Source organism: Candidatus Villigracilis affinis (assembly GCF_016705895.1).
Classification (GTDB): domain Bacteria; phylum Chloroflexota; class Anaerolineae; order Anaerolineales; family Villigracilaceae; genus Villigracilis; species Villigracilis affinis.
In genome coordinates, this window is sequence record NZ_JADJKT010000036.1 from 506,503 (window position 1) to 533,101 (window position 26,599).

At 52.3% G+C, this 26,599-nt stretch carries 26 protein-coding genes; 3 read left to right on the forward strand and 23 right to left on the reverse strand.

Going from position 1 to position 26,599, the window contains the following annotated elements; translation table 11 throughout:
- Positions 1 to 124: 124 nt before the first annotated feature.
- From ftsA to mraZ, 16 genes are all read right to left on the reverse strand, one after another.
- On the reverse strand, positions 125 to 1,369 hold the full coding sequence (ftsA, locus tag IPI86_RS17585) for a cell division protein FtsA (protein WP_345299312.1): 1,245 nt from the start codon (positions 1,367 to 1,369) through the stop codon (positions 125 to 127).
- Positions 1,370 to 1,374: 5 nt separating this feature from the next.
- Positions 1,375 to 2,412 (reverse strand): FtsQ-type POTRA domain-containing protein, encoded by a 1,038-nt coding sequence (locus IPI86_RS17590; protein ID WP_345299313.1) that lies wholly within the window; start codon positions 2,410 to 2,412, stop codon positions 1,375 to 1,377.
- Positions 2,409 to 3,521: a D-alanine--D-alanine ligase family protein gene (locus tag IPI86_RS17595; RefSeq protein ID WP_345299314.1), complete on the reverse strand. Its 1,113-nt coding sequence runs from the start codon at positions 3,519 to 3,521 to the stop codon at positions 2,409 to 2,411. Before IPI86_RS17595 ends, IPI86_RS17590 begins: the two co-directional genes overlap by 4 nt.
- A 28-nt stretch (positions 3,522 to 3,549) precedes the next feature.
- Complete coding sequence (gene murB, locus IPI86_RS17600; RefSeq protein ID WP_345299315.1) at positions 3,550 to 4,473, reverse strand: UDP-N-acetylmuramate dehydrogenase; 924 nt, start codon at positions 4,471 to 4,473, stop codon at positions 3,550 to 3,552.
- 13 nt (positions 4,474 to 4,486) lie between these two features.
- Positions 4,487 to 4,702, reverse strand: a complete 216-nt coding sequence (locus IPI86_RS17605) for a hypothetical protein (protein WP_345299316.1) — start codon at positions 4,700 to 4,702, stop codon at positions 4,487 to 4,489.
- Position 4,703: 1 nt separating this feature from the next.
- On the reverse strand, positions 4,704 to 6,089 hold the full coding sequence (gene murC / locus IPI86_RS17610) for a UDP-N-acetylmuramate--L-alanine ligase (RefSeq protein ID WP_345299317.1): 1,386 nt from the start codon (positions 6,087 to 6,089) through the stop codon (positions 4,704 to 4,706).
- A gap of 70 nt (positions 6,090 to 6,159) precedes the next feature.
- Positions 6,160 to 6,687, reverse strand: a complete 528-nt coding sequence (locus IPI86_RS17615; protein WP_345299318.1) for a CvpA family protein — start codon at positions 6,685 to 6,687, stop codon at positions 6,160 to 6,162.
- Positions 6,684 to 7,781 carry an undecaprenyldiphospho-muramoylpentapeptide beta-N-acetylglucosaminyltransferase gene (gene murG, locus IPI86_RS17620; protein ID WP_345299319.1) on the reverse strand — a complete coding sequence of 366 codons (1,098 nt, stop codon included), beginning with the start codon at positions 7,779 to 7,781 and terminating at the stop codon, positions 6,684 to 6,686. The genes IPI86_RS17615 and murG overlap by 4 nt, the downstream gene beginning before the upstream one ends.
- The gene (locus tag IPI86_RS17625; RefSeq protein WP_345299320.1) at positions 7,687 to 8,940 is read right to left on the reverse strand and encodes a putative peptidoglycan glycosyltransferase FtsW; all 1,254 of its coding nucleotides are present in this window, start codon (positions 8,938 to 8,940) and stop codon (positions 7,687 to 7,689) included. The genes murG and IPI86_RS17625 overlap by 95 nt, the downstream gene beginning before the upstream one ends.
- Positions 8,919 to 10,358, reverse strand: coding sequence for a UDP-N-acetylmuramoyl-L-alanine--D-glutamate ligase (gene murD / locus IPI86_RS17630; protein ID WP_345299321.1), 1,440 nt, complete (start codon positions 10,356 to 10,358; stop codon positions 8,919 to 8,921). The genes IPI86_RS17625 and murD overlap by 22 nt, the downstream gene beginning before the upstream one ends.
- Before the next feature lie 55 nt (positions 10,359 to 10,413).
- Positions 10,414 to 11,418, reverse strand: a complete 1,005-nt coding sequence (gene mraY, locus IPI86_RS17635; protein WP_345299322.1) for a phospho-N-acetylmuramoyl-pentapeptide-transferase — start codon at positions 11,416 to 11,418, stop codon at positions 10,414 to 10,416.
- Positions 11,415 to 12,830, reverse strand: a complete 1,416-nt coding sequence (gene murF / locus IPI86_RS17640) for a UDP-N-acetylmuramoyl-tripeptide--D-alanyl-D-alanine ligase (protein WP_345299323.1) — start codon at positions 12,828 to 12,830, stop codon at positions 11,415 to 11,417. The genes mraY and murF overlap by 4 nt, the downstream gene beginning before the upstream one ends.
- A 1-nt stretch (position 12,831) precedes the next feature.
- Entirely contained in the window at positions 12,832 to 14,580 is a 1,749-nt protein-coding gene (locus IPI86_RS17645) for a penicillin-binding protein 2 (RefSeq protein ID WP_345299324.1), read from the reverse strand.
- A complete protein-coding gene (locus IPI86_RS17650; protein WP_345299325.1) occupies positions 14,577 to 15,050 on the reverse strand; it encodes a hypothetical protein in 474 nt (157 codons plus the stop codon). Before IPI86_RS17650 ends, IPI86_RS17645 begins: the two co-directional genes overlap by 4 nt.
- Before the next feature lie 17 nt (positions 15,051 to 15,067).
- On the reverse strand, positions 15,068 to 15,982 hold the full coding sequence (rsmH, locus tag IPI86_RS17655; RefSeq protein ID WP_345299326.1) for a 16S rRNA (cytosine(1402)-N(4))-methyltransferase RsmH: 915 nt from the start codon (positions 15,980 to 15,982) through the stop codon (positions 15,068 to 15,070).
- 43 nt (positions 15,983 to 16,025) lie between these two features.
- Complete coding sequence (gene mraZ / locus IPI86_RS17660; protein ID WP_345299327.1) at positions 16,026 to 16,475, reverse strand: division/cell wall cluster transcriptional repressor MraZ; 450 nt, start codon at positions 16,473 to 16,475, stop codon at positions 16,026 to 16,028.
- Positions 16,476 to 16,623: 148 nt separating this feature from the next.
- On the opposite strand from mraZ, the gene IPI86_RS17665 reads away from it, so the two are divergent.
- Entirely contained in the window at positions 16,624 to 17,280 is a 657-nt protein-coding gene (locus IPI86_RS17665; protein ID WP_345299328.1) for a hypothetical protein, read from the forward strand.
- Complete coding sequence (locus tag IPI86_RS17670) at positions 17,222 to 17,530, forward strand: hypothetical protein (RefSeq protein WP_345299329.1); 309 nt, start codon at positions 17,222 to 17,224, stop codon at positions 17,528 to 17,530. The genes IPI86_RS17665 and IPI86_RS17670 overlap by 59 nt, the downstream gene beginning before the upstream one ends.
- Before the next feature lie 45 nt (positions 17,531 to 17,575).
- On the opposite strand, the gene IPI86_RS17675 is transcribed toward IPI86_RS17670, so the two are convergent.
- Together IPI86_RS17675 and IPI86_RS17680 are read right to left on the reverse strand one after the other, a co-directional pair.
- Positions 17,576 to 18,514 carry a hypothetical protein gene (locus IPI86_RS17675; protein ID WP_345299330.1) on the reverse strand — a complete coding sequence of 313 codons (939 nt, stop codon included), beginning with the start codon at positions 18,512 to 18,514 and terminating at the stop codon, positions 17,576 to 17,578.
- A 26-nt stretch (positions 18,515 to 18,540) separates the two neighbouring features.
- Complete coding sequence (locus IPI86_RS17680; RefSeq protein ID WP_345299331.1) at positions 18,541 to 20,106, reverse strand: hypothetical protein; 1,566 nt, start codon at positions 20,104 to 20,106, stop codon at positions 18,541 to 18,543.
- Between the two features lie 26 nt (positions 20,107 to 20,132).
- On the opposite strand from IPI86_RS17680, the gene IPI86_RS17685 reads away from it, so the two are divergent.
- Positions 20,133 to 21,302 (forward strand): galactokinase, encoded by a 1,170-nt coding sequence (locus IPI86_RS17685; RefSeq protein ID WP_345299332.1) that lies wholly within the window; start codon positions 20,133 to 20,135, stop codon positions 21,300 to 21,302.
- Positions 21,303 to 21,344: 42 nt separating this feature from the next.
- Here the strand turns inward: IPI86_RS17685 and IPI86_RS17690 are convergent, their stop codons facing one another.
- The 5 genes from IPI86_RS17690 to IPI86_RS17710 all read right to left on the reverse strand — a co-directional run bounded on the left by IPI86_RS17690 (position 21,345) and on the right by IPI86_RS17710 (position 26,585).
- The gene (locus tag IPI86_RS17690; protein ID WP_345299333.1) at positions 21,345 to 22,364 is read right to left on the reverse strand and encodes an ATP-grasp domain-containing protein; all 1,020 of its coding nucleotides are present in this window, start codon (positions 22,362 to 22,364) and stop codon (positions 21,345 to 21,347) included.
- 345 nt (positions 22,365 to 22,709) lie between these two features.
- Positions 22,710 to 24,095, reverse strand: a complete 1,386-nt coding sequence (locus tag IPI86_RS17695) for a hypothetical protein (RefSeq protein ID WP_345299334.1) — start codon at positions 24,093 to 24,095, stop codon at positions 22,710 to 22,712.
- Between the two features lie 106 nt (positions 24,096 to 24,201).
- Complete coding sequence (locus tag IPI86_RS17700; protein ID WP_345299335.1) at positions 24,202 to 25,002, reverse strand: HlyD family efflux transporter periplasmic adaptor subunit; 801 nt, start codon at positions 25,000 to 25,002, stop codon at positions 24,202 to 24,204.
- Between the two features lie 10 nt (positions 25,003 to 25,012).
- A complete protein-coding gene (locus tag IPI86_RS17705) occupies positions 25,013 to 25,795 on the reverse strand; it encodes an efflux RND transporter periplasmic adaptor subunit (RefSeq protein WP_345299336.1) in 783 nt (260 codons plus the stop codon).
- A 106-nt stretch (positions 25,796 to 25,901) separates the two neighbouring features.
- Positions 25,902 to 26,585, reverse strand: a complete 684-nt coding sequence (locus IPI86_RS17710; protein WP_345299337.1) for an ABC transporter ATP-binding protein — start codon at positions 26,583 to 26,585, stop codon at positions 25,902 to 25,904.
- Between the last annotated feature and the right edge of the window lie 14 nt (positions 26,586 to 26,599).

The following is a 26,599-nucleotide window of genomic DNA, read 5'->3' on the forward strand; positions in this document are numbered from 1 at the left end:
GTTCCTCCTGGCAAGGGTATGCCAATCTTAAACGAGAATGCCGATTTTTAAAAGGTTTTAAACGATCTTTGTGAATCTTCTCATTAAACTTTTCTTCTTCCTTTTTGAAGAAGAAAGTCAATTACTAGGGTAGCAGCCGCTTCATCCAATTTTTGATCGAATCCAAATTCATAGAGCTTTCTCCTCTCGATCTGCGGCGATTCTTGTTGCCGCTTGTAACGATCATATCGTGATCGCGCATGGTCGTAGCCCAGCGCAGTAAACCAACGCTTGTGGAATACGCGGGGGAACCAAGTTTGTCAACAAGACCCGTCAGATTCTCCGGTTGCGCAGTGCGTACCGACATGCCCAATACTTCACTGGCGATCTGTTTGATGCCCGGCAATGCCGATGTACCACCGGTCAACACCATGCCAGCGGGAAGCAATCCGTCGTAGCCGGAGCGTTTCACTTCCTGCAGAATCAGGCGAAAGGTCTCTTCGATGCGGGCTTCGATAATGTGGGCAAGGTCCTGGCGATTGATCTTCACATCATGATCTTCGCCGAACGGGCGGATGGAGAAATATTCATCGCTCGCAATATCGGACCGAATTGCATATCCCTGTTGCTTTTTCACATCTTCAGCCTGAGCCATTGGCAGGCGCAAGCCGTGCGCGATATCCTGTGTGACGTGGTTCCCGCCAACGGCCAGAACCATCGTATGCCAGACATCGCCATTCACATAGATCGCCAGGTCGGTCGTACCGCCGCCGATATCGCAGACTGCGACACCCATCTGACGTTCCTGTTCTGTCAGCACCACTTCAGCAGAGGCCAGCGGATTCAAGACGAATTGCTGAATCTCAACCCCAGCCGCGCCAACACATTGACGAAGGTTATCCACCGTGGCCGCAGCCGCAGTGATAATGTGTGTTTCAACTTCGATCTTGTAGCCGTGCATCCCGATGGGAGTCCGCACGCCTTCCTGTCCATCCACGGTCATGCCGCGCTGAATCACATGCACGATCTCGCGGTCATGCGGAATGGCCACCGCCTGCGCCTGTTCAAGCGCGCGGGCAATATCCATTGCATCGATGATTCCGCCGGGAATGCCAGACGTGCCGCGGCTGTTCACTGATGAAACATGCGCGCCCGCCAGGCTGACCAATCCAGTGGTAATTTCCAACCCGGAGGTATTCTCCGCTTTTTCAACCGAACGTTTAATGGCTTGCGATGCGGCAGCAAGATCGACAATGATCCCCTTGCGGATCCCGTCGGAGGGTTCAATACCCACGCCAAGAATCCGAATGGACTTTGCATCCTCCACACGTCCGACGAGGGTGCAGATCTTGGTTGTGCCTACATCTATGCCAACTACGATTTCATCCATCTTTATTATTGTCCATCTTCCACGGTCAAGTCTTCTGTTGTGACTTCTGTTGCATCCTCTTCAAAATCAGCCATTCGATAAAAAGGTGCATCGGGATATACAACACTGATAAATACTGGAACCTTTCCACGGCCCTCAAGGGAAGCAACGAGGGATTGATACACGCGTACCTTCAACGGCATGTCATTGGCACTCGTGCCGAAATATGCCTTCCAGCCGCGGCTGTCTTCCCAACCGAGTCCATTGGCCGCATCGTAAAACATCGTTGAACCGGCGGGCACATTCGGAGCAAGAATGAGGATCGCTTCCACCAATTCCTTTGATATGTACGGCATCGGGCTAAGCGGATCGTCAGATGTGGCCAGACCAGCTGGCGGCGTGGAAAGACCGTTCACAGGGACAAGAGTCGATACAGCGCCACGCGGACGAAATGCCACACCGGCTGCGTCGATCCATGTAAATCCACCGCCTTGCTGCCACAGGATGACAGGCTCACGCTCTACTACTGTAATGTAAACATGGTTCGGCAAATAAGCATTGACATCCACTGAAGCCAATTCCGGATAATTCATACGCAGGCGGATTTCCATTTCATCAGGTTGAACCGTAAAAATAGATTGGCCGTTCACGCCAAGCACTGCTTCGATCTCTTCACGGCTCAAGCGTCCGCCGCCCAGCAGGGTGATGTTCGGCACGTGGAAATAAGGCAGGGTCAACGAAAAATAGATTGCCGCGCCAAAAAATACGATGATAAGGAAAGAGGTCAACCGCCAACTCGGGCGGATGCGCGGCATGCGAAACTGAGGTATACGAAACTGGGGCTTGTGCAGGTGGATCTCCGGCAATCCCAGCGCGATATTAAATCGGCGGCGCGGTGCGGCCTGGCGGGTCTTGGGAGCCACAACGATTTCAGGCACGCGCGAAGTGACGGACTGCATGGGTTTCAATGCACGTTTGCTGGTCAGTTCCAGTTCTTTTCTGGTGCGCTGATTACGGCGCTGGCGTGCGATCTCGGCACGGGTGGGTCTCTGTCGATCGCTCATGCCGCCCTCCGTCGTTCGGTGTGATCGCGCTGTGCTTTGCGCTCAAATGCAAGTTCGATCAAGCGGTCAACAAGCTGCGGATATGTCAGGCCGGTGGCCTGCCACAACTTCGGATACATGCTGATGGAGGTAAAGCCCGGCAGTGTGTTCAATTCGTTCAGGTATATCTTTTTCATATCGTTATCAAAGAAGAAATCGGCGCGCGCCATACCGGCGCAATCAATCGCCTTGTATGCACGCGCGGCATACTCGCGGATCTTATCGCTTATTTCCGATGGCAAGTTTGCAGGGATAAGCAGCCCGGAAGTGCCATCGATATATTTGGATTCATAGGAATAAAACTCACGACTCGGCAGCACTTCGCCGCACACAGATGTCTGCGGATGCTCATTGCCCAGCACACTGACTTCGATCTCGCGCACATTTCCAACGCCGCGTTCGACCACAATACGGCGGTCATAGCGCGCTGCTTCCATCAACCCTTCGCCAAGGTCGGAACGTGAATTGCATTTGCTGATTCCCACCGAAGAACCAAGATTGGCAGGTTTAGCAAAGAACGGATACGCGCCCATCTGTTCGACCTTTTCGATGACCGCATTCATATCCTTCTCGATCTCGCCGCGCAGAACAAGGATCGAATCCACAATGGGAATGCCGTTCGCGCGCATGACATCTTTGAAGATGCCCTTGTCCATGCCCACCGATGAACCAGCCACACCCGCCCCCACATAGGCCACATCTGCCAGTTCAAGCAAACCCTGGATCGTGCCGTCTTCGCCGAAAGGACCGTGCAATACGGGGAAGAACACATCCACCCCGCTCAAAGTTTCGAGTTTATCGCCAAGCTTTGTGGAACGCACTACATACAACGACTGATGAGCAGGCTCCGAGGGAGGCACAACGCGATCAAGTTCCTTGATATTTCCTTTTTCAAATGCATCCAGTGTGTTTTCGCCGGTCAGCCAGTTGCCGTCCAAAGTGATCCCAATCTGAATCACCTCGTAGCGTTCCGGATCCAGCGCATTGAGCACGGAACGCGCAGACATGAGTGAAACATCATGTTCACCGGAACGACCACCAAACAACACTGCCACTCGAAGTTTATTCATATCGTTTCCACGTTAAGCGCTTGCACGCTTATTCGTTCCATTCTCCAACAAGCTCAACTTCCAACTCCAACTGAACGCCGAATTTTTCGCGTACAGTTTTTTGCACCAAACGAATCAAGGCGAGAATATCATCCGCCCTGGTCTCGCCGTGGTTGATAAAAAAATTTCCGTGCAGCGTGCTGATTTCAGCGTTACCGATACGCGTACCCTTTAGTCCCGCAGCTTCGATCAAACGACCTGCATGATCGCCTTCAGGATTCTTGAACATTGAACCCATGCTCGCACCGGGCGGCTGCGTGGCTTTACGGCGTTCGCTGAATTGTTCGATTTTAACAGACACTTCCTCTTTTGCTGAATTTTTTAATCTCAACAAAGCCGAAAGTACTATTGCATGAATCTCACCACGCTTAAAAACGCTGGTGCGATACCCATATCCCATTTGCTCAACAGACATTCGTTCACGTCCGTTTTTTGTCAGCACATCGGCCCAGATCAAATTCATCGACACATCTCCGCCGAACGCGCCCGCATTTCCATACACCGCGCCGCCAACCGTACCGGGGACTGTCGCCGCCCATTCCAAACCTGCCAAACCTTTGGATGCACAGCGATTCGCGAGGTTGCTGAAAACAACACCCGCTTCACACCAGACTGTGGGCTGGTCGCCGCTTTCGAAACGCACTTCCTTCGCCCGATTCAAAATCACCACCCCGCGCAGACCCAGGTCGCTGACCAGCACATTCGACCCGCCGCCAAGGATGTAATACGGAAAATCGTTTTCCCAAATGAATTTCATCGCACTGGCAAATTCTTCTGCCGATTTAACCGTCACCACCACATCCGCCGGGCCGCCAATGCGCGCAGACGTATACGGCGCAAGCGAGACATTCTCCTGCACGGCATCGCCAAATTGACGGCGCAGCATTTCAATATTGAGGGCAGATCGGGTCATATCCATTTCTTTATTACTTCTTTTCCAGATGCTCGATGATCTTTTCGAGTGATTGCTTTTCCAAATTCTCATTACCCAGCACAGGGATTGCTGAGAGTTTACGGGTGGCCGTTTCAAGCGCGGCCCGCGTCAGGTACTCATCCACGGCATGGAATAGTGCCATCTTCAACGGCGGAAGCGCGATCACCTCAAACTGGACGGTTTGCTTTTCATTTTCCAACATATTCATTTCACAAACTCTTCAAAACGTTCGTGCTGATCTGGTCCGCATCGCCAGCAGAAAGCACCAGGAGAACATCGCCAGAGCGCAGGTTTTTCAATAAATACTTCGTCGTATCATCCAGCGAACCGGTGTAACGCGCAGATGCATGCGGCATGGAGCCCACCACTTCGGCAGAGGAAAATTCCTGCTTTGCTTCACGCGAGGCATAAATTTCGGTCACCAGCACTTCATCCGCATCGCTGAATGCACGGGAGAATTCAAAGAACAGGGTCTGCGTGCGTGAATAGGTGTGAGGCTGCCAGACCGCCCAAATGCGGCGGTTTGGATAACGCGCCTTGGCACCTGCCAGTGTCGCGCGGATCTCGGTGGGGTGATGAGCGTAATCATCGATCACGGTCACGCCCTTCTGCTCACCGCGGATCTCAAAACGGCGTCCAGTGCCGGTGAATTCACCCAAAGCATCCGCAGCTTCCTGAAGCGGCAGACCGAGAGTGGCAGCCACAGACAGGGCCGCCAGTGCATTTCGCACATTATGCTGTCCCGGCACTTGCAATGAGACATTCACAACAGAAGCGGAATCAGTGCCCATATTCGTCATCGCAGCGAAATCAAAGCCGCCGCGATCATTGGGTTTGGGGGTGCGCGCCTGCATCCACTGCGGACTATTGATGGTCAACTCGCTTTGCACGCTGTAGGAGATCACACTTAAACCTTTTTTGCGGGCATAAGAAAGCAAACTGACCGCGCCTTCATCCTCTGCACAGACGATCAATGTGCCATCAGCGGGAAGCAGATCTACAAAGCTTTGAAAAGCGGAATACATGTCATCAAAGGTCGGATAACAATCAGGATGGTCATGTTCCAGGTTGGTCACCACGGCAATATGCGGTTTGAGTCCCAGGAACATGCGGTCATATTCATCTGCTTCGATCACAAAGGGGCTGCCTTTGCCCGCCCGCGCATTGACCTTCAGGTTGTTCAACGTGCCTCCCACAATGAAGGAAGGATCACGGTTCATCGCAGTTAACATCCACGCGATCATGGCAGTAGTGGTGGTTTTGCCGTGTGTGCCTGCCACCGCAATACCGGTCTTCTCGGACATTAACTGACCGAGGAAATCGGAACGCTTGTAAACAGGAATGCCTGCACGTTTGGCAGCATCCACTTCGACATTTTCATCGGGAATGGCGGAGGAACGGATCACGATATCCGCGCCCGAAACATTGCGCGGATGATGACCCACATAAATGCTGACACCGCTATTCTGCAGGTCGATCGCGAACTGCGAAAGCGTGCGGTCAGAGCCCGTTACATCGTAGCCGCTCTCTTTGAGCAGGCGTGCGATGGCGGAAAGCCCTGAACCTCCGATGCCGATGAAGTGAACGCGTTTCATAATTTAGCTCCTAGCTGTTTGCTGTTAGCGATTGGGATCTAGCCACAAGCCAATCGCTCATAGCCAACCGCTAGATATACACCACGATAATGAAGATCAAAACGATGATGACTGCAAAGTATATACTTGGTTCGCCCAAAAAGCGCGGGGGCATGTATTTCATCATCGTTTCAATTGCCTGGGCGATGGCAGGGTCGACGGCCCGGCTGATGATGTGCGGATACGGGTAGTTTGCCATATGGTTGTAGAAAAGAACGGAACCTGCAACCAAATAGCCATTAAAGCCGCCCAGTACCGAGCCAAACATGGAATCCTGTAAACGCTCACGTGCAGCCTTGGAGGCAAAGCGCGAGATGTTCACAGTCTGGTACCCGAAGAAAACCAGTGTGATCAGGATGATGCTGCGGATCCAAAAAACGGAACTGGTGGTTTTATCGAGGTCGCGGACAAGGGGAATGTATTTCTCCAGCAGAAGGTTGACCGCCAGCGCGGTGATCACGCTGAAGATGACCATCAATTCCTTGGCCCATCCGCGCATGGCGCCGACGATGCCAAAGAGGAGGACATACATCCAGAAGATATAAACAACGCTCATCATAAGGGCTGTGCTCCTGCCAATTTAACCAACTGGCTGGCGATACTGCCCGCCGCGTCAGGGTGCGATAAAGCCTGCATTGCGGCGCGCATGGATTCGAGTTTGGTCTTGTTCAACAATAGATCTTTCACAACAGACGGAAGTTTCTCTTGCAGGAATTCATCCTGCAAAAGGACTGCCGCGTTCTTTTCAACAAGGAAATCTGCATTCACTTTTTGATAACGCCATGCATATGGATACGGCACAAGCACAGCGGGCAGACCGAAGAAGGGATATTCTCCAAGTGCAGAAGCTCCCGCACGCGAGATGACCAAATCTGCGGCAGCGAGGGCAGCGCCCATTTCATGAGAATAAGGCATGGCATGGTAGCGTGACTGCAAATCCACGGGCAATTCCTGGGCGGCTTTCTCAATGACAGGCCAATCCAATGAGCCTGTGATGTGAATGATCTGCGCCGCACCGAGCAATTCATGGAGATGTTTCAACACGGCCATATTGATCGAGCGCGCGCCTTTGCTTCCGCCGGTGACGAGCAGGGTGGGCATTTGTGGATTCAGCCCAAAGTGCTGAGTCGCTTTTTCGCGGGACCAGTTTGAAAGGTCGGAGCGAAGCGGATAGCCGGTGAGGACGAGTCTTTCCGGGCGAGTGAAATACTTTTTCGAGTCGGGTGCGGTCACAGTGACGACATCCGCAAAACGGGAAAGGAACTTGAGCGCAAGCCCGGGTTCGATATCGGGCACGTACAACGCGGTCGGAATATTTCTTCCAGCAACGGCCATGGGTGCGGCAACGAAGCCGCCGGTGAAGAAGAGCACATCGGGCTTGAACTCGCGCAGGATGCGGCGTGAAGCCAGCACACCGCGCGTGAGCTTTGCGATGTTACCCGGCAGTGCGCGCAAGCCAACGCCATGCACACCCGCCGCAGGAATGGAGCGATAAGAGATGCCCGCGCGATTCACGAGTTCCTCCTCCATTCCGCCTTCACCACCGACCCAAAGTGTTTCAACTTTCGGGCGCTGACTGGTTAGCGCGTTGTGTACGGCGAGCGCGGGATAAACCCCGCCGCCCGTTCCACCAGCGCAAATTAACAACCGCACTGTAAGACCTCCATTCGTCATCTGAGATCGTGCCTTCGCCTGTCTGGCGAGAGATATTAAAGATAATGCCGAGCGCGGCAAGCGTGGCTACAAGATTCGAACCGCCCGCACTGATAAAGGGCAAGGCGTTGCCTGCGAAGGGCAGCAGGCCCACCATCACCGCCATGTTGACCAGGGCCTCAATGGCGATCCATGTAACCAGCCCGGTGGCGAGCAGTGTGCCGAGCATGTCAGGTGCGCGGCGCGCAATGACCAATCCGCGCCAGACGAGAAAACCATACAAGGCGATCAAACCAACCGCGCCAAACCAGCCAAGTTCCTCAACCACAACTGCGAAGACGCTGTCGGTGGGAGGCACGGGCAACCCCGTGAGTTTGGATTGCGATTGGCCAAGGCCCACACCAAACCATCCGCCATTGACAATGGCTTCAAAGGAGCGGCGCACATGATATGAAGCCTGCAACGGGTCTTTGATGCCTGCAAGAAAATCACCCACGCGTTGTTGACCCGTGGCGCTAATGGAAGCTACAAACCATGCGGCAATAGTTGCAACGATGAGCAAAACGCCGATCTGTTTCAAATCACCGCCTGCAAGGAAGAAAAGCAAACCGCCCAGCATGAGCACGGTCGCAGCGGCGCTCAGGTCGGGTTGTTGATAGATCAACCCACCCACCACACCGAGGATCACGCCCAGCGGGATCAAACCAAGTGAAATATCGTGCAGATGTTGGCGTTTCGCATACAGCCAGACACTGAGATAAAGGATCGAAACCAGTTTCGCCAATTCAGAAGGCTGCACCGAACCGCCGAGGATGGCGCGCTTCGCACCGAAACGAATTTCATTCATCAACAAAACGACGATCAACAAACCAATGGTCAACGCCATGGCTGGCACCACAAACCTGCGCCAGTTGTGATAATCGAAGAACGCAAGTACGAGTGCGGCAAATAGTCCAAGTCCAAGCCAGGTCAACTGGCGGTTGAACATGTACATCGCATCGCCATAGGCGCCGAGCGAGAAATCCCACGAAGAGGAATAAAGCATGGACAAACCAAACACGACCAAAGACACCACCACTACCAGCAGCGGCATGTCAAAGCCACCGGTGAAGCGCGGCTTCTTGTAGGTCTGTCCGTTCACGAAAGCTCCTGTACCCATTTTCTAAAGTTCTCTCCTCTCTCAGCAAAATCCTTGAACTCGTCATAACTCGTACCGCCCGGCGAAAACAGGACGATGTCTCCTGCGCTGGCAACTTCCGCCGCGAGGGCCACAGCCTCTTTAAGATGCTCTGCGCGACGAAGATCAACGCTTCGCTCTCCGCCGACGGCTGATATGGCTTTCTGAATCAGTTCCGCCGCCTCACCAAAGAGCACTACATGATCCACGCGCTTGTGAATCAGTTTTGCAATTTCATCCCAGGGCAGGTCTTTGTCACGCCCGCCGAGCATGAGCACAATGGGCTCGTCAAAAGCATGGATATCTGCCATGCTTCGCTCTGGCGCAGTGGCAATCGAGCCGTTGTACCAGCGCACGCCGCGCAATTCGCGGACAAATTCCAGCCTGTGCGCCACGCCGCGGAATTCTTCCACAGCTTCGAGCATGGCATCCAATTTAAATCCAGCCGCGTGACCGATGGTGAAGGCCGCCAGCACATTGGCCACATTGTGAAGGCCGGGTAATTTGATTTTCTCGCGCAGCATCAAAGGCAGGTAGGCATACCCATCGCGCAGGCTTAACAATCCATCCTCGTGCATATACGCGCCGTTCAAGCCTTCGGCCAGATCATATAGGCTGAATGTCAGCAGCTTGCCATTGACCTTGTTGCGTAAATTCCACGCACCTTTGTCGTCATGGCTGAGAATGGCAGTGTCTTTTTCAGTTTGAAATTCCAAAATACGCGCCTTGGCATTTGTGTACGCTTCCATCGTGCCGTGGCGATCCAAATGATTCGGCGTGATATTCAAAATGGCTGCGATGTTCGGCGAGATCGTCATCTGCTCCAATTGGAAGGATGAAATTTCGAGAATGGCGAGGTCATCGGCAGTCATGTCGTCCACGTAGTTGATGAGCGGGTCACCAATGTTGCCGCCGACAAAAACCGAAGGATGAATGCTTTGCACAGCAGATGAATTTTTGCTCTCTTCATCCTTCATCCTTCCGCCTTCATCCTTTGTTCTTTGCGCCATCTTCCCAACCAGCGTCGTCGTGGTGGTTTTGCCTGCCGAGCCGGTGATACCGATCGTTTTACATGGAACGACTTCCATGAATATCTGTGTGTCGTTCGAGAGCGGAATGCCGCGCTTGACCGCTTCCTGCACGATGGGCAATGTCAACGGCACGCCGCCGGAAAGACAAAGCACATCGGTCGTATCCAGCAATTCCAACGGATGACCGCCCGCCGCCCATGTCACATTCGTATCCGCAAGGGATTCACGAGCGGAAGCGAGCTGCTCCAGTGAGCGCGAATCACTCAAGGTCACGTTTGAGCCGTGACGGGAGAGCCAGCGGGCAAGGGCAATTCCCTGCCGTGCTGCTCCGAGAATGAGGGTGCGGGTTCCGTTCCAGTTGGTCATCATTGTTTGAAAGTTTGCAGGTTACAGGTTTTTGAAACCCGCACCTATTCACTATTCTCTAAACTTGCGACAATCCTATTCCGATCAACGCGGCCATCAGGCCGATGAGCCAGAAGCGCTGCACAACCTGTGTTTCGCTCCAGCCAAGCAATTCAAAATGCAAATGGATGGGCGCCATTTTGAAGAAACGCTTGCCCTTTGTCCATTTGAAATAACCGATCTGGATCACCACGCTCAACATTTCACTGAGCGGGATGATGCCGATGATCAGCAGCATCAGCCACTGACCTTCCATCAATGCGACCACAGCCAGCACCGCGCCAAGCGAGAGCGAGCCCGTGTCACCCATAAACAATTCGGCGGGGTGCACGTTGAACCACAAAAAGCCGAAAAGTGCGCCGACCAAAATAAAACAAAAGCGGGCGATATAAACCTGTTCCTGCATCAAAGCGATGCCGCCGAATGCGGCGATGGCTGTCGCGGCGATCAAGCCAGCCAGGCCATCAAGACCATCTGTGAAGTTGATCGCATTTGATTCAGCCACGATGATAAAGGCGGCAATCGGCACGTACCACCAGCCAAGCTCAATCTTGAAGAAAATGCCGGGGAAATACATATCCGGCGCATCCATTTGATATTTCAAAATATAAGCAGCCACGAGCGCAAGAAGCACCTGAAACATGAACTTCGTGCGGGCGCGCATACCGTCGCCTTTGCGTTTTCCACGAATGCCTTCCCAATCGTCTACTGCGCCGAGAACGGCAAATCCTGCCATCACCGCCATCGGCAGCAAAATGGAACGTCCCACCCCCACCGCGCCGGAAAGCCCGCCGATCAACGCCGCCGCATTGAGCAAACCACTGAACAGCAGCACCGGAAAAATGAACATGACTCCGCCCATGGTGGGCGTCCCCATTTTCACGCCATGATGACCGGGTTCCTCCACACGGATGATCTTACCGATCTTGTAATGGCGCAGAATGCGAAGCAGAGGACCACCCCAAATGGCCGTCATCACAAAAGAGAGGCCTGCCAGACTGAGTGAAAGGGCGATCTGTCTCAAGATTGAATCTCCAATACGGCGGTAATGCGGTCCATGCGCAAGCCATGTGAGCCTTTGATGAGCACAGCGTCGTTCGAGGTGAGATGCTTGTTTAGCCAGTCAATGATCGGCTCGGAAGATTCGAATTCCAAAATGTTGGCAGATTTCATACCAGCACGGCGCGCGGCATCAGCGATCATATGCGCGCGCGGACCCAGCGTGAGCAAAGTCCTGGCGACCTGAGCGGCGCGCATGCCGACCATCTCGTGTCCCTGCTTTTCATAGGGCCCCAGTTCGAGCATATCGCCCAGCACGGCGATCTTGCGTCCGTCCATTTCATCGAGCAGGTTAAGCGCGGCCAGCATGGATTCAGGCGAGGCATTATAGGTGTCATCCAAAATCAAAGCACCTGTTTTGCTGCGAACGGCAACGAGACGCAATTGCGCATGTCCCTGCAGAAGACCATCGAAAATTTCCTGCCAGGTCAGCCCGTCGCTCAACCCAACTGCGGTGGCGCGCAAGGCAGTGTGCACGGAATGACGTCCGATCATCGGGATGTGCGAATGAACGGTCTCGCCTTTGTAGTGCAAACGGAAACGAATCCCATCCAAACCGAGGCCTTCGATGCCATCGGCCCACAGATCAGCTTCCGGGGAAAGCCCGTAAAAGAAGACCGGGGCTTTGGATTTCTCTTCCATTTTGCGGACCCAGGGATCGTCGAAATTAAGAATGGCAACGCCATCGGCGGGAAGTGCCTGGATCAATTCGCTCTTTCCGCGGGCGATGGCTTCCTGCGAACCAGCACGCTCGGCATGAACTGTGCCGACATTCGTAACCACGCCAATTTGAGGCTGGGCAATATCGCACAGGAATTGGATCTCACCGGGTACATAAAAACCCATTTCTAAAACAGCGCGTTCGTAACCCGAACCGAGTTTCAAAATCGTGAGAGGCAGGCCGATCTCGTTATTCAAATTGCCGGGGTTTCGCAGAGTGCGATAGCGGGTGCCGAGCACTTCCGCGATCATTTCCTTGGTGGTGGATTTGCCCACGCTGCCTGTGATGCCAACCACACGCAGATCCAGTTTGCGGCGCCAGAAGCGCGCAATCTGCTGCAGGGCGGAGACGGTATTGTCCACGCGCAGGCAGAGAGGAGTTGAAAGGTCGAGGGGAGACTCTGCCGATAGGCCATTGCGCAGGTCGAGGGTCCGAAATGAATCGGGCATCTCTGTCTGGGTTAAAGCAAAAGAGGCCCCCCTCTTGAATGCATCGGCAATGAAGTCATGCCCGTCCATTTTTTCACCGGGAATAGCCACGAACAGCGAAGCGGGAATCACCTGACGCGAATCAATGGCCGCTTCAGTAATGACGGCATTTGCGTTCGCAATGCGAATCGAGGTGATGGCTTCAAGGGCGTCGGCAAGTGTGAGCATATTATTTTGCTACGAGTTGTTGGCGAATGTAATCGGGAGGGATATCCATAAGGATGACGGTTTTTTGCGCCATCTCTGCAAAGACGGGGGCGGCGGTTTCCGAACCCCAGATCGATGAAGAAGGTCGTTCAAGCCAGACATAGATCATGAAACGCGGGTCGTCAATGGGTCCCCAACCAATGAAAGAGGCATTGGTCTGGGTGCTGTCGTAAAACCCGTTGACGGGAATCTGTGCGGTACCGGTTTTACCTGCAACACGATACCCGGGCACAAGCGCCAACGAGCCTTCAGATTCGAGTGAAACTGCAAGCATACCAGAAAGAATGTCGGCGGTCTGTTGTGAAATGGGTGTGCCTGCGAATTGCGCGGGTACGTTGTATTGGCGTCCGTCGCGCATCATGGCGTAGAGCGCATGGGGTGTGACCACGCGGCCATGATTGGCAATGGAAGAGGCGGCCATCATCACCTGCATGGGTGTGGCTGTCATCCCCTGACCGAATGAATTGGTGCCGAGATCAACAGGATACCAATCCGCATCGCCGGGGATCTTGAGCCTGCCCGGTGCTTCCCCGGCCAGATCCACGCCGGTGAGTTGACCGAGACCAAAGTTATCCATGTAGCTGTAAAAGCTGCCTGCGCCCATTTGCGTGGAAAGTGTTGCCATACACACATTGAGCGAGTGCTGCAAACAACCGGTCATATCCTGCACACCCCACGGTTCCTGATCCCAATTTTGAATGGTGGCTCCACCAACGAGAATGGAACCGGTATCAAGATAGGTTGTTTCCGGGACGACGGTGCCTGAATCAAGCGCGGCGGCCATGGTCAAAATCTTGATGACCGAGCCAGGCTCATACGGCATGGAGATGGCAGGGTTGAAATCACTGGCGTTGTCGTAGATCGAGCCGTAATTCCAGAACTCGTTCAAATCCATGCGCGGGGTGACAGCCATGGCAAGCAATTCGCCGTTGCGCGGGTCCATGATGACGATCGTGCCGCCTTGCGCACCATACTCGATGAGAGACCGATCGAGGATGTCTTCGGCGGCGGATTGCAAATCACGGTTGATGGTGAGGACGAGGGTCGTGCCATTGGGCACACGCGGAATTTCAAAAGCCTTGTTCGGGTCAGTAGGGACGAGAACCTGCACCGGGTTTCCAGCGAGCAGGGTATCGTATTTCTCTTCGACGCCGAAATATCCCTTCCCCTCACGATTGACGAACCCGATGATATTGGAGCCAAGGGAATATTCAGGGTAACTGCGCTGCGGATGAGATTTAAACTGCAAACCGGTCAAGCCGCCGAGCGTGCCTTCCGGGGCTTGTTCCTGCAAAGCCTTCTTTAATTCCTGTAACTTCAAAGCCTGCGAAGATTCGACATAATCAGCGACAACTATATAAGAAAGGCCATCGGGCGGATTAATGATCGTATCCATGATGCGGTCGTAGTTTTCGCCGAGTTCAGAGCTGAGCGCAAAGGCGATGGCGTGCGGGTCTCTGACTGTGTTCAAATCCACGCCGAGTTCGTAAACGGATTTGTTCCCCGCAAGCAAGTGACCGTTGCGGTCATAGATCTCGCCGCGATCGGGATAGAACGTGCGCAATTCATAGGCATAATTCGAGGCCTGCTGACGAAACACAGCGGCTTCGGCGCTGTTCTGAATGCGAGTCATTTGCACGACGATGGCAAGCGCGATCAACCCCATGACGAAGGTCAAGACCTGCGCGCGGCGCGCATACTGCTGTCTCATTGTGTGCCTCGCGAAGAGGAGGATGTGATCTTGTTATCCATCCAATCCAAAAGGGATTGATTGTATTCGGGGGGGAAAGTCAGCGCGCTCAATTGCGGCAGGGGCGCAGAGGAAAGGATATCGGGTTCGAGGACCACGTAGCCCGGCACCACAAGATATTCCGCCTCTTCAGATTCCATCGGGCGGAAACCAAGTTCGAGTGCGCGCTGCTGCATCACACTGGCAGAAGTCAATGAAGCGAGATGGGTTTGCAGATCACCACTCAACTGCTGGCTGACGATGATCGAAGCTGTGAGATCCTGTATTTCGCGGCCGGCAATGGCGGCCTGCGAGGTCACATCCAAGTAAAGTGTGGAGACCATCGCAAGCGCAACCACGGCAAGCAATGCGTTGCCGATCCACTGACGCTGTACGCGCCAGGGAGCGATCTTATAAGCATGAATGTAGTGGTTGACGTTCGGTATGTTCACTGCTCTTCTCTCTCTATTTATATCTTTTCAATAACTCTAAGTTTTGCACTGCGCGACCGCGGATTATCTTTTATCTCTTCCTCGGAGGCCGTGAGCGGTTTTTTATTGACCAATTTCACAACTGCCTTGCGTTCCTCTTCGTAAAGTCTTTCGTAAGGCGGATTGACGATGTCTTTGCTCTGCTCTCGAAAATATTCCTTGACGATGCGATCTTCCAAAGAGTGGAAGGAAATCACCGCGCATCTTCCACCTGACCGTAAAGCTGCCACGGCTTGCGGAAGCGTTTTCTCCACTGCGGCCAATTCATCGTTGACGGCGATGCGCAGGGCTTGAAAGGTCTGCGTGGCAGGGTGCACTCGGTCACCGTGGCGGGGAGAAGCCTGTTCGATGGCAGCGACCAGTTCACGGGTGGTGCGAAGCGGTCTATTCCTCACAATGGCCTTGGCGATCTTCCTTGAGTCGCGATCTTCGCCATAACGGAAGATGATGTCGGCCAGTTCCCGTTCTTCAAAGGTGTTGACGATCTCCTCCGCGCTCATGGTGGCGTTGACGCCAAAACGCATATCGAGCGGACCGTCCTGCATGAATGAAAATCCGCGTTCGGCGTTATCGAATTGCATGGACGATGCGCCGAGATCGAGGACGATGCCGTCGATCGAGTCCCATTTCAGCGCGGCGAGCTGCTGGCTGAGGGTAATGTGGGAGGCTTGCACGAGATGAATGCGCCCCTCGTAAGGAGCCAAGGTCTCACGAGCAAGCGCCAAAGCCTGCGGGTCTACATCAAGACCCAGCAAAAGCCCATCTGGCGTACAAGCCTCCAAAATCCCGCGAGCGTGACCGCCCGCGCCCAGAGTGCCATCTACATACCGCCCGCCATTGCGGGGTTGCAGAGCGTGTATAATCTCTTGGTAAAGTACAGGTTTATGCTGCATAAGTAGTGGCGACTTCAGTCGCCCCTAACGGCTAAAGCCGTTACTACGATGGCTTACTCTTTGAAAGATCCAGCGTGGAGAAGCGCGCATTGTTGGCTTCAGTGTCCTGCAATTGGGTCATTTGCTCGCTCCATTGTGCAGGCGTCCACACTTCGAAGTACTCGCCCTGCCCCGCTACAACCAGTTCGCCATTCTCAATGCCGAGAAAGGCACGCAGGTTTTGCGGAACGAGGATGCGCCCAACCTTATCCACTTCGATTGGATAAGCATTGGAAAGAATCAAGCGGCGCAGCAAACGGGCGGTCGGGTCAGCCAGGTTCATAGCTTCGATGCGTTCATAGACCTGCTTGAAATATGTCTCGGTCATCACCATGAGGCATTTATCAAAGCCCTGTGTAATGAAGGCCCCGCCTTCCAACATCTCACGGAAGCGCGCCGGTATCATCAAGCGCCCTTTGTCATCAAGATTGTGTTGGAACTGGCCTAAGAACATTTGTGCTACTTATCCTTTTAATGCGATGAACGCCGGGCATCCCGGCGCTCTTACCACTTTCTACCACTTCTTCCCATATTATACTGTTTTATGGGCAGAAATCAAGTGGCAGAAGGGCATTCCTATATTGCAAAGGCATTGTTGACTCATGAAAACCTCCCCCACCTTCACCTTACTTGAAGCCGCCAACTGGCATGATTATGAATTGCTCGATTCAGGCGACGGCTTGAAAATGGAACGCTTCGGCAAATACATTTTCTCGCGCCCCGAATCCCAGGCCATGTGGAGTCGCGCGCTGCCTGCCTCAGAGTGGAACAATGTCCATGCTGTGTTCCAGCCCACAGCCGAAGAAAGCGGCGGGCATTGGGTCGAGAAAAAGAAGCTGCCCGAAAAATGGGAGATGAAGTATCCACTTCCCCATGTACAGAATTTGACTTTCTCCGTGATGACGACGCCCGGCCGTCACCTCGGCGTATTTCCAGAAGTCGCCTCTCACTGGGACTTTATGGCTGATTCCGTCCGAACAGCGGGTCGGCCTGCAAAAGTGCTCAACCTATTCGGATACACAGGGCTTGCATCTCTTGCGGCCGCGGCAGCAGGCGCACAAGTGACTCACGTCGACGCCTCCAAAAAGTCTGTGGGGTGGGCGCGTGAAAATCCAAGGCCTATCTGGCCTGAACGAAAAACCCATCCGCTGGATCGTGGAGGATGCGGTGAAATATGTTCAGCGCGAAGAAAAGCGCGGCATGAAATACGACGGCATCATTCTCGACCCGCCCAAATTTGGACGCGGCCCGAAAGGTGAAGTATGGGAAGTATACAAATCCCTGCCCAGCTTATTAGACATGTGCCGTGCCTGTTTGAGTGACAATCCGCTCTTTGTCATTGTTACGGTTTATGCGGTTCGCGCATCCGCCATTCACATCGCACAGGCTATGGATGAGATGATGAAAAGATACAAGGGAAATATAGACAGCGGCGAACTGGTTACGCGCGAAACGAGCGCGAACCGTTTGCTTTCGCAGGCAGTTTACGCGAGATGGTCTTCCAAATAAAAAATTCCGAGGCTCATCACCTCGGAATTTTTTATTTCATCCAGATTATCCGCTGCTACTGCTGCTTGTGCTGCTGCTCCCACTCCCGCTGCTTTTACTGCTGCTCGTGCTTGTGGAGGGAGAAGATAATTTCTTCAACAGGTCATACCAGAACGATGATCCCTGTGAAACCGCTGCGGCAGTGACACCCAATCCAAGCATCTTCAGAAAAATAAACAACATCCAGTCGCCTACATTGTTGCTTTCTGGGAACTCCTGAGTCTGCCACCAGCCGATTTTTATCGAATACTTACTCAAGTCATCGATCAAGTCAGAAAGGTCAGCTGATGCGCCTTCTCTTGCCACCACAGCATTTGCCTGTGCGGCGGCAATGGCACGCAGCTCGGCATTTGTCCATAAATTCCTGGCAAGTTGAATGGTATCCGTGCCGAATAAAATAGTAATGGCAATGGAAAGAATGATCACAAAACTACGGGCACGCGCGCGGAATGTCGAGGAAGCCTGCTCGAGGATACCGCTGAAATATGCGGTGGTACGCGTGCGCAATTCAGTAAGGCTGGTCACACCCTGGTTGATCCAGATAATAAATGCCTTCTTACCTTCCGAATCTGGCAGCCTATCCACCAACTCGGCCAATTCAAGCAGTTCCATTTCCTTTTTTGCGGTCAAGCCTGCAAGGTCAAAATAAGCATCCACCAGAGTGGCTACTGGAATCTTCTCGATCATCTTCGGTTCGGTAACAGACCCAAACACACTCAACGGGTTTTTATATCGGATCGGTCGCAGAGACTGGATCTGCGGCAGGCTTCGCAGGTCACCTATCTTTTTATCGCCAACCAGTTTGATCAAGTATTGCTCCAGCGCCCTGCCGCGTGATTCAAAGAACTCATTGATCCACTGCGTGATCAACGAAACAACAGAGCCCAAAATATAATATACGACGATGAGACCAACAGCAACTTCGAGAACCAGCGAAATGGACATATGTTTCTCTCCTTGGATATGATGTTTTATTTTTTGTTAGGCACTGTATTTTCCAACTCAGCGAGCCATTCCAGAGGCCTGCCCCAGCGTTTCCGTTCCTGAACGCCGATTTGATCCTTCCTTGGTCTATCCCACTTGGGACCGGGCGGCCCCGATTCTTCGCTTAACATGCTTTTCACACCCCATAAACCTTTATATTGTACCCAATCCGGTTCAGGATTCAAGAGCACGCGCCGCCACTCCTTCACATGCGGGCGTGTCGTCTGCCGGTCCGACATGATCCGCTTGATATAACTGGTGGATTTCAGGATTCCCTCGCGTGTATTCTGGCCATCCAACCCAATGCGGTGACCATCCCCGGAAGCGATCTCCATCGGCAAAGTCACCACGTAGTGATCGGTCTCATCGCGCATGCTGGCAAACATTTCCTCGGTGAGAAAATTTCCGCCCTGTGTCCAGAATTGTCGCAGCGCGATCTGACGCGCCCGTTGATTCGGATTAAGCAATAAAAACAAATAATGAATAAAGCCATCGACCCAGAAAAGGAGTTGCTGCAGCCTACCCGGCTTATACATCACCGGCGAGCGGATCACCTCCGGCCTGCTGTAATTTGCATGTGAACCAAGCGCCACATAAACAACAGGATGTGTCGTGTCATTTCCATGCTCATCCACAGCCTTACGGACCGTCCTCCATTTTTCGATATTGCCTGCGCCATGCTGTGAAAAAAGAACCGCATAAGGCTCGTCATTTTTCAGGTAAACAGCCACCATCTCCCAATCCCCTTCGTGATGGTTCATCCCATTCGCAGCAAGCCGCCAATCATTGAATGCATAGAAAAAATGATATTGCAGAATTGTCCAATGATTCGCCTCGGCATCAGTTTCCCGCAAGACGCGTCCATAATAGACCGGCTTCGGATCCTTTTCAAGGATTTTTGCATATTCAAAATACGACTCGCGCGCGATCTTCTCTGTGGCCTGTGAAAGCATATCCATCACCATGCCGGGAGCCTCCGGAATCAAATGGTCAAGGATGAATTTCATCGTCCGCACGGAAAGATAGAACAATACAATCAGATAGATTGGCAGCAGGATAAGATATTCCACCGCAACACTGATATACCGGCTTGGATGAAGAAAGAACCAAACAGGCACAACCTCCGCAACAACAAAGAACAGGACGGCCAATGCGGCTGGAATGATCCGCAATCGTATCGGAGAGGCAAGCATGAAGATCACTAAAGCACCGAGCAATGAAAGCGCAAGAACAGCTTCGATCCCCGCAAAATTGGCAGCAAACCATCCCCCCACCATTCCTGCCGCCGAAAGCAACGCCCACCATACCCAAACATCAGAATCGTTCAACGGCTTATTGATGAACCGCAAAAAGAATTGCTCGCTCTTCAACTTGCCGATCCGCGCAACAAGTGGTTCATTTAAATGCAGCAGAGCCTCTACAACACCATGCGGCCCGCTCGGAAAGATCAAACATTGTTCTAGATACGGTTCAACCGCCATCGGAAAAAAACGCTCGCTCTTTGCAAAACGAAGCACAGGCTCATATTTTTCAAGAATCTCAAGCTCAGTCACATCGCCTCTATGGTATAAAAGCAAGCATGGACACAAAAAACCTCGAACAATCCTTTTTGACTCATTTTAATACCAAACCTGAATTTATAGTCCGTGCGCCCGGGCGTGTCAATTTGATCGGCGAGCACACTGATTATAACGATGGATTCGTCCTACCCATGGCCATTGACCGCGCCGTCTGGATCGCGCTTTCTCCCAGAACGGATTCACAAGTCCGCATTCATTCGCTGGATAGTTCAAACGCGGTCGAATCGGACCTGGGACCTGATTCAGCCTTCGATCTGCATTCCCTCACGAAAGGCAAAGGCTGGGCTGAATACATCAAGGGCGTGGCATATCAATTACAAAATGCTGGCCACGATCTCCGCGGCTTTGACGCGATCATGACAGGCGATGTTCCCCGCGGCGCAGGTTTGTCCTCTTCTGCCGCCGTGGAACTGGCAGCCGCGCGCGCCTTCGCTGTAGTCTCAGGCTTTGAATGGGATGCAGCGCAAATGGCAAGGCTTGCACAAAAAGCTGAAAATGAATGGGTCGGTGTCAATTGCGGCATTATGGACCAAATGGCAAGCGCAGCCTGCAAGGCTGGTCATGCACTATTCCTCGATTGCCGCTCATTGGAATATGAACTTGCCCCCCTACCCCACGGTACGGCCGTGGTGATTTTGGATACATCCACAAGGCGCGGATTGGTTGACTCAGCCTACAACGAAAGACGAAATCAATGCGAAGAAGCCGCGCGCTGGTTTGGCGTGAAGGCGTTGCGAGATGTCAGTGTGGCTGAATTTGAAACGAGAACCAAAGAGAATAACGATTTGAATGCCAATGCCTTCAAACGTGCCCGACACATCGTCACCGAAAATGCGCGCGTGCTTGAAGCTGTTGAAGCGATGAAACAAAATGACATTAAAAAGCTGGGCGAGTTGTTCAACGCCAGTCACAACAGTCTGCGCGATGATTTTGAGGTGACCAACGAAGCGCTCAATCAGATCGTTGCGTGCGCGCAGGAACAATCCAACTGCCATGGCGCGCGCATGACAGGCGCTGGCTTTGGAGGATGCGCTGTGGCTCTCGTGCAAGAGGAACATGCCGAAGAGTTCACAACTGCCGTTTCCGCCGCATACAGGCAAAGGTCGGGGTTGGAAGCGAGTGTCTACGTCTGCAAAGCCAGTGACGGCGCAGACATCATCCAAAGATAACTGCAATAAAAAATGGACACGTTGTACGTGTCCATTTTTGTTTTAGCTGTATGCCATCTGTTCAACGGCGATGGGGCGTTTGCGAGATTGACGTTTGATGATCTTTTCAGCGGCAATGCGGGTCTGTCGCATTTGGGCATTGCGAATGATCAGCTTCATAAATTTCGTATGATTGACCGGGTCATTCAGAAGTGAGAAATCAGCCGAACCCGGTTCGTGAGGCGGATAGAAAATACCGCAGTTGGGGTTGATCTCAAGCATATAAATATCGCCATTGGCATCCATGCGGTAATCGCAGCGGGCATAGCCATTGCCGCCCAACTCTTTGAAGACACGCATGGTTTGCTCGCGCAAGGTTTTCTGGATCTTCGGTTCTGCAACCACAGCCACAGACATTTTTTCGTATTCGATCCACTTCATATCGTAGTGTTTGAACGATTCACCATTGGGGAAAATGAATTCAACCGGGGTGAACGTGAGCGGTTTCTTCGGGTCTTCGGGATTCTCGGCGATCAAACAGGTGAATTCGCGGCCTTCGATGAATTCCTCGATCAAGGCACGCCCGAATTCGTTGATCTCAAGTTTCAACTGTTCGCGCAATTGATCAACATTCTCGACACGTGAATTGCGGCGGATGCCAACACTGGCATATCCGTGCGGCGGTTTGACAAGCATGGGGAATTTCAAGCGCTTTGCGACCTTCTCGGCATCTTCAACACGGTTCACGAAAACCCAATTCGGTGTGGGAACCGAAACGCGGCGTGCGGCGTTCTTCATCTCATCGCGTGTGGGATCGAAGAATTTCGAATTGGCGCCTGAAAAAGCGGCGTTATGTTTTTCGAGCGCATTCACGAGAGCAATGCCTGAAAGAGCATCATCGGGAGTGCCATCACATAAATTGATGAACACGTCAACACCCTCATCCATAAGATCACGAATTTGCTTTTCAACGTTCTTTGGTTCCACCAGATGTTGCTTCCAGCGATATCCATTCATGTATGGAGATGGATCGTAGGGGATATCGTTTTCGTCTGGAACGCTTGTCAATACACAGATATACATAATATTTCCTTTGTTATTATCCTTCTTTGTTTTATTTTTGATTCAATTCAGCGAATTGTTTTTATTTAATTCATCACTCAATCGATAATCAATCATCATTTGATTTGTAATCAATGAATTAATTATTATCATATGTTTATTGTATACAACTATTGAAAGATGTAAAGGTTTTTGAACATACAATTATCTTAAAATATTATGATAATGTTAATACAATTTTATTGTTTTATCATCAACAAGCACTACAAAATCATTAATGTCTTTAACGTTTTTAAGAATCAAGGACGAGCGTTCTCTGCTCGTCCTTGATAAACACACGAATTGCATTTGCATTACGCAATTCCATCACCGATGGAATTGCGGGAGATGGTCTTTGTATGCCATCAAGTAATCATCAAGCGTAGTCTTTGCAACGTGCATATCTGTAATGACTGGATCAAGTAAAAGACACTGCAATGCTTTTTCATAACTACCTTCCACAGCGGCATCGACGGAAAGCTGCGCAACCATCAATTCGCGCCGACATAACTCTGCAACGGCTTCAGGCAACGCGCCAACATGCACGGGGTGAATCCCCGCCCCATCGACATGGACGGGTGTCTCCACCGTTGAGCCCAATGGCAGGTTCGCAATTTGACCGACATTCGGCAGATTGGCGGCAAGATGATAATGACTGCCTGCATAAGCAATATTCTCAATCATTTCGAGTGCACCTTCAGAATCTGTGTTCAACAAACCATCAATAGCGACTGTGCCTTCGGCCATGTCATTCAAACGGTCCAGGCTGACATCGCGCAGGGTGGCACGCTCATCCCAATCGTACAAGCGGATATTGAACTTCTCCCACGGTTTGGTGACAGGGTCGCTGAGCCAGGGGAGATATTCGCACAAATGCGTATCACCAGGGACGGGAAACAATTCAAAGGCATTGAAGACTTCACGGGTTAAAGGCTCGAAGGCTGGGTCATAGGCCTTAAAACGCTCCCTGAACCGCGGATACAAATCCTCGCCTGTGCGTTTATCGCGCAGGGAAAGTATCCAGGTGAAGTGATTTGTCCCGGCGGCGCGCAGATCCACCAGCGGCAGGGTTTGATGAACAACGTGGTCCCGCAGGTCATGCTCCACCATATCGGCTTGCATTCCTGTGATGCCTTTAGGGACTTCAATGCCGAGTTCTTCAGCGAGCACCATTCCCACAAAACAATAACCGATAAATATCTGATGGCACAATCCAACTGCCTTGATCTTGCTGTGACGATTCACCAGGTCACAAATGCGCACCATCGGGTTGGTGAAATTGATAAACCACGCATCCGGACAAGCCTGCTCCATATCGCGGACAATACTCAACACGGGCATCGCATTGCGGGCGGTGTGCGCAAAACCACCGGGGCCGCCATTTTCTGCATAAGGCTGACGCACGCCGTATTTGATCGGGATATCAAAGTCTGCTTTCCATAATTCCTCACGTGGACCAACCTCGATGGCAGAGACAACGAAATCCGTGCCATCCAATGCGTCTTTGTGATTTGTATGCGCAGTGATGTTGAAACCCGAATTCCACTCCTTATTCAAGCGATTCGCAAGCCTGTGAACGATATCAAGGCTTTGCGCATTGCGATCAACAAGGCGAAGCGTGGAGCCTTTTAGTTTTTTCGAGCGCAACAATGCCGAGAGGGTGTTTTCTCCAAACGATGCACTTCCTGCGCCAATAACGGTGATGGTGGTCATGTTTTTCTCCTTTTTATGGGATGTGTCGCATTTATGATGGCGGCCCAAAAAATAAGCACGCTGGATAAAATCCAGCGTGCTTATTTTACTTCCATACCCAAACACTTTACTGCGTTTGTATTTCCACTTCAGCGCTCATCCCCCAAAACAAACCTTCGGGTTGTTCATCCAATGAAATGGTGACAGGGTAAACAACATCTCCACCAACGGTTTCTGAAACGGGAGAAATGCGCAGGACTTTGCCTGTTACAGTAATATCCAGTGCTTCGATGTAAACATTCACGCTCTGACCGATCTTCACGTTCGGAATATCGCGCTCGCTTAAGTCCGTTGTTTCGATCTGCATGTGGGCAATATCACCCAGGGCGATGACAGCACGTCCAGCCTGGGCAAGCTCACCCACTTGAACATTCACATCTACAACCGTGGCGTCAAATGGTGCGAACAGGGATGTTTGAGCAAATGTGGCTTTGGCTGTTTCAAGTTTTTTCTTCGCCTGCTCAAGTTCTGCTTCGGCTTGCTGCCGCCGTTCTGGCGGGCGATCATGGCGGGCAGGAATCCAATAGGTGAATTCAAGTTCCGCGGCCTTCAATTCAAGTTCTGCAGAGGTTACAGCAAGCTCGAGATCGGGCGAATAAAGCGTCATCAAGGTTTGACCCGCTGTCACGACGTCGCCTTCCTTCACGAGCACTTCCTTCACCGGCGCGGAAATGACGAAACTGATCTGTGTATCCTGCGCGGGGATGATCTCCGCGGAAGCAATCACTGCGTCAGACGAGGTAAAACCTGTTTGTGTTGTGGCAGGCTCCTCGGTCTGTACGGGAGGCGGGGTCGGGGTGGCAGGCGTTCCACAAGCCGTGAGAATCAAAGTCGCAGCGAGGAACGTCATCCAAATATTTTTTTTCATTCTCGCCTCGTTACTTTTCTTCGATCTTCACTTCGGCGCTCATACCCCAGCGCAAACCATCAGGCTGGTCATCCAATTCGATCGTCACTTTGAAAACAACATCACCGCCGACAGTTTCGGAAACGCGCGCGATATCGGTGACCTTGCCAGTGAATTCCTGATTGAGCGCTTCGATATAAACTGTTGCAGCCTGGCCGATGGATGCGGAAGGAATATCCTTTTCGCTGAAATCGGTGGTCTCAATTTGGAAGTGTGTGAGATCGCCCATCACGATGATGATCTGGCCCGGGCTTGCAAACTCGGCGGGCGAAATTTCAACCGAAGCGATCGTGCCATCGAACGGCGCAACGAGAGTGGCCTGAGTCAATTGCGCTTTGGCAATTTCAACAGCGGCTTGCGCGCGGTCAATGTTTGCCTGTGCGGCGTCAAGGCGTTCTTGCGATGTGCCTGTGCGTTTAAGGTATGTCAATTGAGTTGTCACCGTTACGACATTTGCCTCAGCCTCGGCAACACGCGCTTCGAGGATCGACGTATCCAACGTGACCAGAGGCTGGCCTGCGGTTACTGAATCACCCGCCGTAACCTCAACAGTTTTCACCGCGCCTGAAAGCGGAAACGACAATTCGACCTTGGTTACTGGAACAACAATTGCGGAAGCAGTGGCATTCCCCGACGACGATTGTGACGTGGTGTCGAGCGAAACCGTGGGAACGGCTTCAGGCGCTGCCTGCGCCCCACATGCAGTCAGTGCGATGGCAGTTAATATCAGTACGATCAAAAGATTCTTTCTCATTTTCATGGTTCTCCACATTACTGGTTTTGCCAAAGGATCGCTCCCGGCAAGTATTTTCTTTCAACAAGTTTTATCACACCGTGTCGGAAACCAACACGTTTTATCGCTACGAACTACTATCTTTTTCTATCAAACCATCCTGCAAGGTGACCACGCGGGAGGCATAGCTGATGACACGCGGGTCATGAGTGGCAAACACGAAGGTAACACCCGTTTCCTTGTTGAGTTTTTTCATAATATCCATCACCTGTTTGCCGTTGGTCGTATCAAGATTAGCCGTTGGCTCGTCAGCTAGAATGAGCGTCGGCTTGGAAGCCAATGCGCGCGCAATTGCCACACGCTGCTGTTGACCACCGCTCAATTGATCGGGACGGTTGTTGGCGCGGTCGGTCAAGTCCACTGCTTTGAGCAGCTCCATGACGCGCTCCTGGCGTTCTTTGGGAGAATGACCATTCAACAGGAGGGGCATCTCCACATTTTCATATGCGGTGAGGGTGGGGATCAACGCGAAGAACTGAAAGATGAACCCGATCGTTCCGCGGCGCATATCGGCGCGCTGGTTGCGATTGAGTTTGGTGACATCCTTGCCGCCAATGATCACCCGTCCGCTTGTGGGTTGGTCAAGACAGCCGATCATTTGCAAAAGCGTGGTCTTGCCAGAACCGGAAGGTCCAACCAGCGCGGTGAATTCTCCACTTTCGATGGACAGGTTGACGCCGCGCAATGCCTGGGTTTCCAATTTTCCAATTTGATATACACGAGTTACATTTTCGATTTTTACAACTTCCATTTTGCACTCCTCGC

Excerpts from the sequence above, each read along its gene's own strand:
- IPI86_RS17615 (WP_345299318.1), bottom strand. The coding sequence starts at position 6,687 with ATGATGAGCGTTGTTTATATCTTCTGGATGTATGTCCTCCTCTTTGGC.
- ftsA (WP_345299312.1), bottom strand. The coding sequence starts at position 1,369 with ATGGATGAAATCGTAGTTGGCATAGATGTAGGCACAACCAAGATCTGC.
- IPI86_RS17625 (WP_345299320.1), bottom strand. The coding sequence starts at position 8,940 with ATGGGTACAGGAGCTTTCGTGAACGGACAGACCTACAAGAAGCCGCGC.
- mraZ (WP_345299327.1), bottom strand. The coding sequence starts at position 16,475 with ATGTTCTTAGGCCAGTTCCAACACAATCTTGATGACAAAGGGCGCTTG.
- IPI86_RS17685 (WP_345299332.1), top strand. The coding sequence starts at position 20,133 with ATGGACACAAAAAACCTCGAACAATCCTTTTTGACTCATTTTAATACC.
- IPI86_RS17605 (WP_345299316.1), bottom strand. The coding sequence starts at position 4,702 with ATGAATATGTTGGAAAATGAAAAGCAAACCGTCCAGTTTGAGGTGATC.
- murF (WP_345299323.1), bottom strand. The coding sequence starts at position 12,830 with ATGCTCACACTTGCCGACGCCCTTGAAGCCATCACCTCGATTCGCATT.
- IPI86_RS17705 (WP_345299336.1), bottom strand. The coding sequence starts at position 25,795 with ATGAGAAAGAATCTTTTGATCGTACTGATATTAACTGCCATCGCACTG.
- IPI86_RS17695 (WP_345299334.1), bottom strand. The coding sequence starts at position 24,095 with ATGACCACCATCACCGTTATTGGCGCAGGAAGTGCATCGTTTGGAGAA.
- IPI86_RS17670 (WP_345299329.1), top strand. The coding sequence starts at position 17,222 with ATGAAATACGACGGCATCATTCTCGACCCGCCCAAATTTGGACGCGGC.
- IPI86_RS17700 (WP_345299335.1), bottom strand. The coding sequence starts at position 25,002 with ATGAAAAAAAATATTTGGATGACGTTCCTCGCTGCGACTTTGATTCTC.
- IPI86_RS17675 (WP_345299330.1), bottom strand. The coding sequence starts at position 18,514 with ATGTCCATTTCGCTGGTTCTCGAAGTTGCTGTTGGTCTCATCGTCGTA.
- IPI86_RS17590 (WP_345299313.1), bottom strand. The coding sequence starts at position 2,412 with ATGAGCGATCGACAGAGACCCACCCGTGCCGAGATCGCACGCCAGCGC.
- murC (WP_345299317.1), bottom strand. The coding sequence starts at position 6,089 with ATGAAACGCGTTCACTTCATCGGCATCGGAGGTTCAGGGCTTTCCGCC.
- rsmH (WP_345299326.1), bottom strand. The coding sequence starts at position 15,982 with ATGCAGCATAAACCTGTACTTTACCAAGAGATTATACACGCTCTGCAA.
- IPI86_RS17595 (WP_345299314.1), bottom strand. The coding sequence starts at position 3,521 with ATGAATAAACTTCGAGTGGCAGTGTTGTTTGGTGGTCGTTCCGGTGAA.
- murD (WP_345299321.1), bottom strand. The coding sequence starts at position 10,358 with ATGATGACCAACTGGAACGGAACCCGCACCCTCATTCTCGGAGCAGCA.
- murB (WP_345299315.1), bottom strand. The coding sequence starts at position 4,473 with ATGACCCGATCTGCCCTCAATATTGAAATGCTGCGCCGTCAATTTGGC.
- IPI86_RS17665 (WP_345299328.1), top strand. The coding sequence starts at position 16,624 with ATGAAAACCTCCCCCACCTTCACCTTACTTGAAGCCGCCAACTGGCAT.
- IPI86_RS17690 (WP_345299333.1), bottom strand. The coding sequence starts at position 22,364 with ATGTATATCTGTGTATTGACAAGCGTTCCAGACGAAAACGATATCCCC.
- IPI86_RS17710 (WP_345299337.1), bottom strand. The coding sequence starts at position 26,585 with ATGGAAGTTGTAAAAATCGAAAATGTAACTCGTGTATATCAAATTGGA.
- IPI86_RS17645 (WP_345299324.1), bottom strand. The coding sequence starts at position 14,580 with ATGAGACAGCAGTATGCGCGCCGCGCGCAGGTCTTGACCTTCGTCATG.